This window comes from Amphritea sp., assembly GCF_016744155.1.
Taxonomy (GTDB): domain Bacteria; phylum Pseudomonadota; class Gammaproteobacteria; order Pseudomonadales; family Balneatricaceae; genus Amphritea.
This window is the reverse complement of sequence record NZ_JADGEW010000013.1, coordinates 1-13,166: the sequence shown is the minus strand read 5'-3', so window position 1 is coordinate 13,166 and position 13,166 is coordinate 1. Positions and strand designations below refer to the sequence as shown.

11 protein-coding genes are annotated in these 13,166 nt (G+C 48.3%); 6 read left to right on the top strand and 5 right to left on the bottom strand.

Annotated elements, in window-relative coordinates; translation table 11 throughout:
* Positions 1-272: 272 nt before the first annotated feature.
* Positions 273-1,064 (top strand): glutamate racemase, encoded by a 792-nt coding sequence (gene murI / locus QZZ54_RS11300; protein ID WP_290702791.1) that lies wholly within the window; start codon positions 273-275, stop codon positions 1,062-1,064.
* A 2-nt stretch (positions 1,065-1,066) separates the two neighbouring features.
* On the opposite strand, the gene QZZ54_RS11295 is transcribed toward murI, so the two are convergent.
* The 3 genes from QZZ54_RS11295 to QZZ54_RS11285 form a co-directional block, all read right to left on the bottom strand.
* Positions 1,067-1,636, bottom strand: a complete 570-nt coding sequence (locus QZZ54_RS11295) for a pyridoxamine 5'-phosphate oxidase family protein (RefSeq protein ID WP_290702790.1) — start codon at positions 1,634-1,636, stop codon at positions 1,067-1,069.
* 130 nt (positions 1,637-1,766) lie between these two features.
* Positions 1,767-4,064: a 5-methyltetrahydropteroyltriglutamate--homocysteine S-methyltransferase gene (gene metE / locus QZZ54_RS11290; RefSeq protein WP_290702789.1), complete on the bottom strand. Its 2,298-nt coding sequence runs from the start codon at positions 4,062-4,064 to the stop codon at positions 1,767-1,769.
* A 188-nt stretch (positions 4,065-4,252) separates the two neighbouring features.
* Positions 4,253-4,648 (bottom strand): YbaN family protein, encoded by a 396-nt coding sequence (locus QZZ54_RS11285; protein ID WP_290702788.1) that lies wholly within the window; start codon positions 4,646-4,648, stop codon positions 4,253-4,255.
* A gap of 321 nt (positions 4,649-4,969) precedes the next feature.
* Here QZZ54_RS11285 and QZZ54_RS11280 point away from each other — a divergent pair, with 321 nt between their 5' ends.
* From QZZ54_RS11280 to QZZ54_RS11265, 4 genes are all read left to right on the top strand, one after another.
* Entirely contained in the window at positions 4,970-6,157 is a 1,188-nt protein-coding gene (locus QZZ54_RS11280) for an acyl-CoA dehydrogenase (protein ID WP_290702787.1), read from the top strand.
* Positions 6,157-7,362, top strand: coding sequence for a CaiB/BaiF CoA-transferase family protein (locus QZZ54_RS11275; protein WP_290702786.1), 1,206 nt, complete (start codon positions 6,157-6,159; stop codon positions 7,360-7,362). Before QZZ54_RS11280 ends, QZZ54_RS11275 begins: the two co-directional genes overlap by 1 nt.
* Positions 7,363-7,511: 149 nt before the next feature.
* Complete coding sequence (locus QZZ54_RS11270; RefSeq protein WP_290702785.1) at positions 7,512-8,969, top strand: NAD-dependent succinate-semialdehyde dehydrogenase; 1,458 nt, start codon at positions 7,512-7,514, stop codon at positions 8,967-8,969.
* A gap of 493 nt (positions 8,970-9,462) precedes the next feature.
* The gene (locus tag QZZ54_RS11265; RefSeq protein ID WP_290702871.1) at positions 9,463-10,005 is read left to right on the top strand and encodes a cupin domain-containing protein; all 543 of its coding nucleotides are present in this window, start codon (positions 9,463-9,465) and stop codon (positions 10,003-10,005) included.
* Positions 10,006-10,164: 159 nt separating this feature from the next.
* Here the strand turns inward: QZZ54_RS11265 and QZZ54_RS11260 are convergent, their stop codons facing one another.
* Positions 10,165-11,484, bottom strand: coding sequence for an aminotransferase class III-fold pyridoxal phosphate-dependent enzyme (locus QZZ54_RS11260; protein ID WP_290702784.1), 1,320 nt, complete (start codon positions 11,482-11,484; stop codon positions 10,165-10,167).
* A 178-nt stretch (positions 11,485-11,662) separates the two neighbouring features.
* Here QZZ54_RS11260 and QZZ54_RS11255 point away from each other — a divergent pair, with 178 nt between their 5' ends.
* Positions 11,663-12,607, top strand: a complete 945-nt coding sequence (locus QZZ54_RS11255) for a LysR family transcriptional regulator (RefSeq protein WP_290702783.1) — start codon at positions 11,663-11,665, stop codon at positions 12,605-12,607.
* 6 nt (positions 12,608-12,613) lie between these two features.
* Here the strand turns inward: QZZ54_RS11255 and QZZ54_RS11250 are convergent.
* The coding region (locus tag QZZ54_RS11250) for an alpha/beta fold hydrolase (RefSeq protein WP_290702782.1) at positions 12,614-13,166 on the bottom strand (553 nt) is incomplete at its 5' end.

The window sequence follows — 13,166 nt, the reverse complement described above, 5'->3', positions numbered from 1 at the left end:
CAATACTGATGCTTGAACAGCGGCTTGAGTAGGGTAAAGGTTGTCAGTGATTTCTATCATCGCTGATAACGATCCGTAAGCGCAGTTAAACCGTTCTTCATGGGTTGTTTACAAATGATTTGAGTCTGTATTGATCTGGGTAGGTGTTTTGGCGGGTTTGTCGCTGTATGCGGGGTTTAAAACAGTGATATTCTTTGTGCACAGAGTAAATGATAAAGAACCAGCATCAACGCTTTTTATCGTGATTCAACTTAATCAATGCGGATATAACAGTGGAAAGACCCATAGGCATTTTTGACTCCGGTGTGGGTGGCATATCAATCGCCCGGGCTATCAGAGCAGAGCTTCCTTCAGAGAATCTGATCTATGTTGCGGATCAGGCATTTTCACCCTATGGCTCTCAGTCTCAGGATGTTATTGAAGATCGCGCCGAAACGGTGTCACAGTTTTTGAGTAACCAGAACTGCAAAGCGATCGTTGTCGCTTGTAATACAGCCACAGTAAATTCGATCGAAATCTTACGTAGCAAATTTAAAATCCCGGTGATTGGTGTAGAGCCGGGCATTAAACCAGCCGTTATGCAGAGCAAAGCGGGGATAATAGGTGTGCTTGCGACAGAGCAAACCTTGAACAGTCGCTCATTTCAACAGCTTCAGGCCCGATTTTCGGATCAGGCAAAAATTGTTGTTCAGGCTTGCCCTCGTTTTGTTGAGTTAGTTGAAGAGGGGGATCTTAACAGCCCTGAAACCTTCAAAGTGGTTGAGCGTTATGTCATGCCTTTACTGGATAAAGGGGCGGATCAGATTGTTCTGGGTTGTACTCATTATCCATTCTTGAAACCGGTTATTGAATACGTGCTTCAGGATAGGGCTGACATTATAGATACCGCTTTGCCTGTGGCTGCGCAGGTAAAGAGAAAATTGTCAGAGCTGAATCTATTAAACCCTCAGGATGACCCCGGTTCATTTAATGTCTGGAGTAGTAATACTTCAGATAACATATCAGGCTCGGTTAGCTTGTTACTGGGTCATGAGGTGACGGTTTCGATCATTCCCCATCTCTGAGTTTAATCCTCCGGCCCGGTTATTCCTGAACGTTTTACAATCTCAGTTTCGAAGCCATCGATGCTATGCTGGTTTTTATTAAGCCAGTATTTCTTAATGCCTGACGTACCCTGTTTTTCAGTCCATCGTTCTAGTTCACTACGGTCACCTTGGTATTCAAAGTTGGGCACTGACATTCCACAGGATGACTGAACCATACTGATATCCAGTATGAAGATCTGTCGGGTGGCGATGCTGGCTGGAAATAGCTCACAATATTGACCCCAATCGGCATCTTGTTGGTGCAGTACCCGGGCATTGCCATAGGCTCTGAGAATCAGAGGCGCGCGGTCAAAATCGCTAAACATGATAGTCATTCGTGGATTTTGAATCACGTGGGCTGCGGATTCATTGCCGCTGCCGGTAAGGTTTAACCAGGCAATGGTGGTGGAATTAATAACCCGCAAAGAATCACCGCCTTTGGGTGAGAGATTCACATGGCCGGTTGCCGCGGCGGTGCCGACGAAGTAGATCTTCTGATTGCCGATGAACTTGATGTGCCTATCTGAGAGTTCTGAAAATTGCTTACCCATTGGGTCATCCATACTTAAGGGTTTATTGCCGGAGCATTTTCTATAGTTTACCCAAAAATAATTGCCATCGCGTGAAATAAAAATGGCCGGTGGTTTTATCCATCGGCCATTGGTTGTTACTTTATAGAGGTTAAGCCGCCAGGCTCTGTTCCCGCAGAATTTTAGCGGCAGCCACCATATTGATGAGGCTGGTGGCTACTTCATCCCAACCACGGGTTTTCAGGCCGCAGTCCGGATTGACCCAGAGTCGCTCCGCAGGAATCTGAGTAGCCGCTTTATCAATCAGAGACAGAATCTGCTCTACCCTTGGCGTATTCGGGCTGTGAATATCATAGACGCCAGGCCCGATCTCGTTGGGGTAATCAAAACCGGTGAAAACCTCCAGTAGCTCCATATTTGAACGACTGGTTTCGATAGTGATGACATCAGCATCCATATCAGCGATGGCCTGAATGATATCGTTGAACTCGGCATAACACATATGGGTATGGATCTGAGTTTCTGGATTCACACCACTGGCTGATACCCGAAAAGCATAGACTGCCCACTGTAGATAGAAATCCCATTCTGACCGTTTCAGCGGCAGGCCTTCACGAATCGCGGGTTCATCGATCTGAATAGCGGCGATACCGGCCTGCTCAAGATCAACCACTTCATCCCGCAACGCCAGGGCGATCTGCAGACAAGTTTCAGAGCGGGGTTGGTCATCACGGACAAAGGCCCACTGAAGCATGGTAACCGGGCCGGTCAGCATTCCCTTAACGGGTTTATTACTCAGTGATTGGGCATAACGACTCCAGCCGACGGTCATCGCCTCTTTACGCAGAATATCACCATAGATAATGGGTGGTTTAACGCAGCGAGAGCCATAGGACTGGACCCAGCCTAGCTGACTGGTGGTATAGCCTTCGAGTTGCTCTCCAAAGTATTCAACCATATCGTTACGTTCAGGCTCACCGTGTACCAGCATATCTAAACCATAGCGCTCCTGGCGTTCGATACAGTCTTTGATCTCTGCTTGCATGATGGCGTTATAGGCGCTGCTGTCGATTTCACCTTTGCGATAGCGGGCGCGGGTAGAGCGTATATCTGCTGTCTGTGGAAAGGAGCCGATGGTGGTGGTTGGAAAGGCGGGGAGCTGCAATTTTTGCTGCTGTTTTACGGCGCGCTCCGCATAGGCTAGTCCGCGCTCACCATCTTCCGGCGTCAGAGTGTGTACCCGGCTTTTAACTTCGATACGGTGCACCCGTTGAGATTGAGTTCGAGCGGTAACATCGCGCAGGTTTTGGGCCAGACGTTCAGCGGTATCAGCTAGCTGTGGTTGAGTTAACAGTACTTGTTTCAGTAGGGCTATCTCAGCTAGTTTTTGACGGGCAAAGGCCAGCCAGCTGCAGAGCTCTGAGTCAAACCCGTTTTCCTGTTCCAGATCGACCGGTACATGTAGCAGAGAGCAGCTACTGGAAAGCCAGAGGTTATCTCCTAACCGTTCAGCAACCGGCGCTAGTCTTTCTTTCAGTGCTGTAATATCAGCTTTCCAGATATTACGACCATCAATGGCACCAACGGACAGCACCTGATCAGACCTCAGGCATTCGCTGAAACGGATAAATTCATCTCCGCCACGTACCGCATCCAGATGAAAGCCATCGACCGGTAGGTAGTTGGTCAGGTCGAAGTTCTTTTCTAATGCACCGAAGTATGTGGTCAGCAGGATTTTCAGGTCGGCGCCGCAACTGCTTAGTGACTGGTAAGTCTCGCGGTAAGCTTCCTGCCAGCGAGTATCAAGTTCTAATACCAGAGCGGGTTCGTCAATTTGTACCCAGTCGATATTTTTGCGGGCAAGCAGTTTCAACAAACCTTTATAGCTATCAAGTAATGCAGGCAGCAGACTTAATCTGTCGAACTCATCGCCAGCGGATTTGGCCAGCCACAGATAGCTAACCGGGCCAAGAATAACAGGTTTAACCTGGTGGCCCAGTTGTTGGGCTTCGGCGATCTCTGCCAGCAGCTTCTCCGGGTTGAGGATAAAGCTCTGGTTTGGAGAAAGTTCAGGCACCATATAGTGATAGTTGGTATCGAACCATTTGGTCATTTCGCAGGCTCGGGTAGCTTCACCAGAGGGGGCACGACCCCGGGCCATACGGAAATAGTTATCAAAGCTATCGCAACTACCATCGTTGAATCGTTCGGGGATAGCGCCGAGTAATACAGAATGATCAAGCACCTGATCATACAGAGAGAAATCGTTAACGGTGACCAGATCCATGCCGCTTTCGGCCTGTATATTCCAGTTTTGCATTCGCAGTGTCTTTGCCGTTTCTACCAGCTGTTCGCGGCTGGATTTTCCATGCCAGTAACTTTCCAGTGTGAATTTCAACTCACGCTGGGCGCCGATACGGGGAAAGCCCGGAATATGTGTTTTCACCATTTTCTCCAATTAATAGGTAAGTGAGACAAGTGTTGTCCCGAAAGAGGAGAGGATTATGGTGATGAATCTGTATGAGGTAAATTGATATTAAATCAAATTTTGTTGAATTAAATTAATAGTGATGTGTTAACTACATTCTCAACTTGATCTGAATTTAAGATGATGCCAAGAGTTAACTGATGCGGTTATTAGTTATTGTCCGAAGAAATAAGGGGCTCTGATGGCCGGCTCCAGATATACCAAAGCGCAAATATAACAGAGCCAGCTGCCAGCGCTTTGAGTCCAGGATGAAAAGGGAGGAAGAATAGCGGGTAGCTAATCATGATGAGCATCAGGGTTGTGGAGAGAATTTTGATTTTAAGCGGGATGACACCGTATGCTTCCCAGTCCCGAATAAGATGACCGAACAGACGGTGGTTAAGCAGATATTGATGTAGTGTTTCGGAACTGCGGGAGAAACAGAAAGCAGCCACCAGGAGAAAAGGGGTTGTGGGTAACAGAGGAAGGACCACACCGATGATTGCTAGCAGAACAAACAGCAGACCTGCGGTGAGATAGAGTGCCCGTATCAATGTGCTACGCACTAAGTCATCCTTTTATGGTTATTCTAATGTTTCTATCCTAGCAGATAGGTTACTGCCAGGTGGACATCTTTTAAGGCTAAGAATTAGTTTGAAATGATGAGCGACGGAGTCGCTTTGATTAGTGATACTGTGATGAACTCCCCCCGAAGGGGCATATACGATTAGTGAAGCGAGAGTTTATTATCTGCTTAGGACGAAATTGGGCCAGTTTTTAAGTTGCTGGTTCCTTGGTTTTGTAAAAAATAATGAACAATGTGCTGCTGATAATCATTACCTGTCGGCGGTAATTGCATATAACCTGAGAAGCAAGAGGCCTGTTCTATGAGCAAATCTTCTACTAAGCCTGCATTTAACTGGGAAGATCCTTTTTCCCTTGAAACTCAACTGACAGAAGAAGAGCGGATGGTACGTGACGCTGCTCACGAATACTGTCAGGACAAGTTGCTACCGCGGGTATTGGAAGCAAACCGTCACGAAATTTTCCACACTGAGATCATGCAGGAGCTGGGTGAACTGGGCCTGTTGGGTTCAACTCTGCCAGAGCAGTACGGTGGTTCTGAAGTAAATTACGTTTGTTACGGTCTGGTTGCCCGTGAGGTTGAGCGTGTTGATAGTGGTTACCGTTCTGCTATGTCAGTACAGTCCTCTTTGGTTATGCACCCTATCTATGCATATGGTAGCGAAGAGCAGCGAATGAAGTACCTGCCTAAGCTGGCGTCCGGTGAGTGGATCGGTTGTTTCGGTCTGACTGAGCCTGATGTTGGTTCTGATCCAAATAATATGAAAACTCGCGCGACCAAAGTTGACGGTGGTTACATCGTTAAGGGCGCGAAGATGTGGATTACCAATTCACCGGTAGCAGACGTCTTTGTTGTTTGGGCGAAACTGGACGGCGTTGTTCGCGGCTTTGTTCTTGAAAAAGGAATGAAAGGCCTGAGCGCACCGAAGATTGAAGGTAAGTTCTCGCTACGTGCTTCTGTGACGGGTGAGATCGTAATGGAAGATGTATTTGTTCCAGACGAAAACCTGTTGCCAGGTGTTGAGGGTCTTGCGGGTCCTTTCGGCTGCCTTAACAAAGCTCGTTACGGTATCGCTTGGGGTGCTTTAGGTGCCGCTGAATACTGCTGGACCTCTGCTCGTCAGTACACTTTAGATCGTATCCAGTTCCAGCGTCCTCTGGCGGCTAATCAGCTGGTACAGAAGAAACTGGCAGATATGCAAACCGAGATCTCTCTGGGCTTGCAGGGTTGTCTGCAGATGGGTCGTCTTATGGATGATAATCGTTGTCCTGTTGAGCTAATCTCTCTGATGAAGCGAAACAACTGTGGTAAGTCTCTGGATATCGCTCGTGTTGCACGTGATATGCATGGCGGCAACGGTATCTCCGATGAGTTTGGCGTTATCCGCCACGTGATGAACCTTGAAGCGGTTAACACCTACGAAGGAACCCATGATATTCACGCTCTGATTTTGGGTCGTGCGATGACGGGCATTCAGGCGTTCTTCTGATGGGTGCCTTGTCTCACATCAAAGTACTAGATCTGAGTCGTATTCTGGCGGGCCCCTGGGCCGGTCAGATGCTGGCAGATTTTGGTGCTGAAGTGATTAAGGTGGAACGTCCTGGCTGCGGTGATGATACCCGTGGCTGGGGGCCTCCCTTTGTTAAAGACGAAGAAGGTAACCCCACCGATGCAGCGTACTTTCACTCTGCAAATCGGGGTAAGCAATCGATTGCCATCGATATGACGACAGCAGCAGGGCAGGAGTTGATCAAGCGCCTTGTTGCAGATGTTGATGTGGTTATTGAAAACTATAAAGTCGGCGGTCTGAAGAAGTATGACCTCGACTACGATAGCCTCAAATCGGTTAATCCTGGATTGGTCTACTGCTCTGTAACTGGTTTTGGTCAGGATGGCCCCTACGCGGAACGTGCTGGTTATGACTTCATGATTCAGGCCATGGGTGGCTTGATGAGTGTTACCGGTGACCCGGATGGTCAGCCGATGAAAGTAGGCGTCGCCCTGGTGGATGTAATGACCGGGCTCTATGCCTGTAATGCGATTCAGGCTGCGCTGCTGCACCGTACTGAAACAGGTATAGGCCAGCATATTGATATGGCGCTGCTGGATGTTCAGGTGGCAACCCTGGCTAATCAGGCGATGAACTACCTGGTAGGCGGCAAGCCTCCGGCTCGTTTGGGTAATGCTCATCCTAATATCGTTCCTTATGAAGCTTTTCCTACTGCCGATGGTCACATCATTCTGGCGGTGGGTAATGATGGGCAGTTTGCACGATTCTGTAAGCTGGCGGGTGTTTCTGATCTAGCTGATAACCCGGCTTTTGCAACTAATTCACTACGGGTTGAAAACCGTGATGACCTGACACCCTTGGTGGCAGAGTTGATGAAAGGCCAACGTAGTGATTGGTGGCTGGAAAATTTGTCTGAGTGTGGAGTGCCCTGTGGCCCAATAAATACTCTGGATAAAGTCTTTGATGACCAGCAGGTAAAGCATCGGAAGATGCAGATCGAATTGCCTCATCCCAAAGCGGGCACTGTCCCGTCGGTGGCAAACCCGGTTAAGTTTTCAGAAACTCCGATCGAATATAGCTCTGCACCTCCAATGTTGGGGCAGCATACTGATGGTGTGCTCGCAGGTATTGGATTGAGTGAAGAAGAGATTGCCCAGCTGAAAGCAGAAAAGGTTGTTGCCTGAAATAGGCAGCAGTCTTTGTGAGGCATATCTGCCCCGCGAAAACGTTATACTAAAAAACGCTACTAAAAAGTTCTACTGAATTGTTCTACTGAATAGTTACCGCCTGGTTTAGTTTTAAACGGGCGGTAATGCTGTTTTTGGAGTCACACATGATTACCCTGAAAGATCCCTCCCTGTTAAAGCAACAAGCCTACGTAAATGGTCAGTGGATAGATGCACTGAACGGTGAAACTAATCCGGTACTCAATCCGGCAACAGGTGAGCAGATCGCCACGGTGCCAGATCTGGGAGCAGAGGAAACTGAAGCTGCCATCGCTGCCGCTGAGGTCGCTTTCAAAAGTTGGAAAAAGAAAACGGCGAAAGAACGCTCCGTACTGTTACGTAAGTGGTTTGAGCTGATTGTTGCCAATAAAGATGATCTGGCTATTCTGATGACTGCAGAGCAGGGCAAACCTATTGCTGAATCTGCAGGTGAAGTGCTTTATGGCGCTTCCTTTATTGAATGGTATGCAGAAGAAGGTAAGCGGGCTTATGGTGATGTGATACCTACTCACGCCGCTGATAAGCGTATTATTGTGACGAAAGAGCCTATCGGTGTGACCGCGGCGATAACGCCTTGGAACTTCCCTAATGCGATGATCACCCGTAAATGTGCTCCGGCACTAGCGGTAGGTTGCACAATGATCATTAAGCCTGCTGAAGATACGCCGTTGTCTGCCCTGGCCTTAATGGAACTGGCTGATCGAGCGGGTATTCCCGCTGGTGTTATCAGCGTAGTGACAACTAAGCGTCCGATTGAAGTTGGTAAGACGCTGACCGATAGCTCGATTGTTCGCAAGCTCTCCTTTACCGGTTCGACGCCGGTGGGTAAGCAGTTGATGCGTCAGTGTGCGGATACTGTTAAGAAGACCTCTATGGAGCTTGGTGGTAACGCCCCGTTGATCATCTTTGATGATGCGGATCTGGATAAAGCAATTCCAGCAGCGATGGCTTCAAAATATCGTAACTCAGGTCAGACTTGTGTCTGTGCTAATCGTCTGCTGATTCAGAGTGGTATTTTCGAAGAGTTCGCACAGCGTTACGCAGCAGAAGTGGCGAAGTTGGAAGTAGGTAACTGTTCGGAAGGTGAGTTCCAGCAAGGGCCACTGATCAATCGTGCCGCAGTAGAGAAGGTAACCTTAATGGTTGACGATGCGGTTGCTAAAGGTGCCCGTATTATTGCTGGTGGTAAGCCTCACGAGCTGGGTGGTAACTTCTATCAGCCAACGATTGTTGCTGACATCACTAATGATATGCGTCTGGCCCGTGAAGAGATCTTCGGCCCGGTAGCACCTCTGTTCCGTTTTGAAACTGAAGAGGAAGCGGTGCAGATTGCAAACGATACCGAGTCTGGTCTTGCGGCGTACTTCTTTACCCGTGACTATGCTCGTGTGTTCCGCGTATCTGAAGCGCTTGAGTACGGTATGGTAGCGGTGAATGACGGTATACTCTCCACTGAAGTAGCACCTTTCGGCGGTATAAAAGAGTCAGGTACCGGCCGTGAAGGTTCCAAATACGGAATGGATGATTATCTAGAGATTAAATATACGTTGATTGGTGGGCTATAAAGCCGCGAAGCGAATTTAGTCTAAAAACGCATCTATATAGATGCGTTTTTTTTTGTTCGTGGCAAAAAAGCTTTAAAAGCCGTAGCTCGTTGTTCGAACGTATAAGAGCCGTTGTTCGTGGTTCGAACGTCACAAAAGGCGTGACTTGCTCGTTGCTCGCTAAAAGCCTTCTTTTATTAGTGATTGATAATTAGAGAGTTTATGACTTTGTAAGGAAGTTGTCGTGTTGGTTGAGCAGGGGCTGATAATTCTGAGCAACGAGCAACGAGCAACGAGCAACGAGCAACGAGCAACGAGCAACGAGCAACGAGCAACGAGCAACGAGCAACGAGCAACGAGCAACGAGCAACGAGTAACGAGTAACCCCCTCTCTTTCCCTTCCTTTGTTCTTTGTATAAAATATTCTGCACACCTTGCGTCCTGTTTTGGTTCTGTTAAGCGGGTGGTTATTTTATTAACTGAACATCAGACGGCGGGAAGTACTGTGGAAAATATGGATGTTGGCGGGCGGTTACAAATGATTCGCAAGATGAAGGGGCTTTCGCAACGAGAGCTGGCTAAGCGTGTCGGGGTTACCAATAGTACAATATCAATGATCGAGAAGAATAATGTCAGCCCATCGGTCAGTTCTCTGAAAAAAGTTTTGTCTGGTATACCTATCTCCATCGGTGATTTTTTTACCATGGAAACTGAGGAAATCGAGACGGAGAGCGTGGTCTACAAGCCTGAAGATATGCCGGATATTGGCTCTAATAACCTCAGTCTTTATTTGATTGGAGCTCGTAGTAAGGGGCGCTCTATGGATCTGTTGAAAGAGTGTTATGCGCCAGGCGCAGAAACAGGTCCTGAGATGCTGCAACATCCGGGTGAAGAGGGTGGGGTTGTCGTCAGTGGCGAGATTGAATTGACGGTTGGCTTTCAGGTTTATCAGCTCAAGACGGGTGATGGTTACTATTTTAATAGTAATCGGCCTCACCGGTTTCGTAATATTTCAGATGAAGTGTGCGAAATAATCAGCGCTAACCCTTCTGTTTAAAATGTAGATTCGGCTTAATTTCCCCTCTGACAGAGCTTCGGTGACTAGATTTACGCGCAAAAAAAAACGGACCTTAAAGCATGTATTTAAGGTCCGTATAAAATGGCCGGGCTCGCTGGGGGGCGGGTTACCCGGTTTTTGCAGGCATCAGGGTTCGGTTTAGCCGAACATGTCTTCAGCGGTTTCGCGCAGTACGTTTACCAGACGATCAATATGATTCGCTTCAATCGTCAACGGTGGAGAGAAGGCGACGATGTTGCCCATAGTTCGCACCATAACACCACGTTTGTAACAGCCCTTCTGGAAGTCCAGACCTATTGGTCCGTTGGCTGCGACAGAGGCATCAAACTGGATTGCGCCGACTAGGCCGTAGTTACGGACATCGATCACTTTAGGTGCGTCTTTCAGGTTATGCAACGAGGTCTCGAAGTGAGTGCCGATGTCGCCAGCTGCGCGGGTCAGCAGACCTTCCTTTTCATAAATATCCAGGGTTGCCAAACCGGCTGCACAAGCAACTGGGTGGGCAGAGTAGGTATAGCCGTGGTAAAACTCGATACCGCCGACAGCAACATTATTAACGATCTGATCGTGGATCTCGTCCTTAACAAATACCGCGCCCAGTGGGATAACGCCGTTGGTGATACCTTTAGCGGAAGTGATCATGTCTGGTACGACATCAAACTCTTCAGAAGCAAAGGCTGCGCCAAGACGGCCCCAGCCAGTAATAACTTCATCAAAAATTAGCAGGATATCGTGCTGGTCACAGATCTCACGCATACGCTTCAGGTAGCCCTGAGGAGGCATGATAACACCACCCGCGCCACTCATCGGCTCGATAATAACTGCCGCGATGCTGTCTGCACCGTGGAAGTGGATCAGCTGCTCTAAGGCTTCAGCTTTATCTATTCCCTGTTCTGGCAGGCCTTTGCTGAATGCGTTGTTCGCGATATCCAGCGTATGGGGTAGATGGTCAACCGGTAACAGTGGGCCAAAACCGACCCGGTTTGGTGTCAGGCCACCCACTGAGATACCACCGAAGTTAACGCCGTGGTAAGCCAGTTCCCGGCCGAGGAATTTTGTTTTACCTGCTTTACCGCGTGAATTCTGGTATTGCAGAGCGATCTTTAGTGCTGTCTCAACGGCTTCAGAACCGGAGTTAGTAAAGAACACTTTATTTAATTGCGCAGGGGTGTGCTTAATCAGTCGGTTGGCAAATTCAAAACCGATATCATGGCCAAAGTTAAAAGGTGAAGCGTAATCCAGTTCACGTAACTGTTTGCTAACCGCATCGGCGATTTCGCTACGACCGTGACCCGCATTTACACACCAGAGGCCAGCGGTGGCGTCCAGAATCTCCTGGCCTTCTTTGGTGTAGTACATAACACCTTCAGCGCGCTCGATGATTCGTGGATCGCTTTTAAAGTCCCGGTTAGCCGTATATGGCATCCAGAACGCATCCATATTTATGTTTGTGCTCATGAGAAAACCTTGTTTAAGTTATTAGTAATGGCCTGCTGTACAGTCAGGTCAGCATAGAATTCTTACTTTTAAGTAAGTGGCCTTATAGCCTCATATTAGCGCTAGTGTTAAAGTCTTATAAATAACAAACATTGAATGCTTACTTTGATGTTCATCAAACTTAATGCAAGGTCATGATATGGTCAGTAAAGCGTTGCAAAGCATGGGCAAAGTAGGGGATTACGAGATTCGCCTGCTGCGGGTATTTAAAACCGTTGTTGAGTGCGGTGGTTTTTCGGCCGCTGAGGTTGAACTGAATATCAGTCGCTCAACTATCTCTGTACATATGTCTAATCTGGAAGCGCGGTTGAAACTTAAGCTTTGTCAGCGTGGACGCTCTGGTTTTTCGCTGACAGAGGAGGGGTTGACCATCTATAACGCCACTCGCCAGCTGTTTTCCCGGTTGGCTGAGTTTCGTTCTACTGTTAATGCCTTGCATCAGCAGATGACCGGAGAGGTTCGGATTCTGACCTCGGATACCATTAGTTTGGATGAGCGTTGCGGCATGGATGAGGTGCTGGCAGAGTTTGCGGCGTTGGCTCCAGACGTCTATATCAGTTTTGATACAGCTCCTCTGGGGGAGATCGAGCGGCGGGTAATTAACGGCGATGCAGATGTGGGATTTATACCTCACCACCGGGACCTTGAGGGGCTGAATTTTCTGCTGATGTATAAAGATAAATCACTGCTCTATTGTGGTGATCGTCATCCGCTATTTAACGAGCAGGATGAGCAGCTCATTAATGACACATTGAAAGAGTGTAAGCTGGTTCATGCAGGTGTGCAGACCAGTCCAGAGTCAATTCTGCAGCTGGCTGAGATGAATAAAGCAGCGGAAGCGTATTACTATGAGACCCGTGCAACGATGATTCTATCTGGAGTGTATGTGGGCTTTATGGCGGAGAAGTTTGCTCAGCAGTGGGTGGATAGAGGTCGGATGCGAGCATTATTACCCGAGACCCGCTCCTATAACCTGCAGGTTGCTGCCATCAGTCGTCGATCAGGGCCGCTGAATAAACCCAGAGACCTGTTTATGGAGTTGTTGACCCAGCATATTGAAGCAACGGATAAGGAGCAGGAGTAGACAGCTTTAATCTTTTAACCACTGGCTTATCTGTTGGATCAGCCATTCGGGTTGGTCATGGGGTAGATCATGCCCCGCATCAGCATGTTGGATATGTGGCATATTCCAGGCTTCTGCCAACTGTTGAGAGCAGCGTGGGTTGACCAGCTGATCCTTCGCGCTACTGGCCAATAATAATGGTTTCTTTGGTGGATAGGGCTGTCCGCCACACTTCATGGCTAATTGTAACTGGAGGCGGAAATTGCTGAAGCTAACCGGGTATTCTAGTTGATACATCTGCCAAAAAGAGAGGGTCTCTTCCCTATGGCTTTGCTCCGTGCAGGTTAGATCGTAAATAGCCGCTTCTCGTTGATAGCCGCTACTGAGCATTGCTCGAAATAGTTTTGGCATCGCGCCGGGTTGCAAGCGCATGTGTGGTTTGTTCCAGGGGGAGAGGCTGCTGTTGACCATAACAATGCCTTGTAGGTCATCCGGGTACTCCTGCATCCAGTGGTATGCGATGATCCCTCCCATAGATAAGCCGAGCAGGTAGACTGGTTGTTCAGGTCGATGACGACGA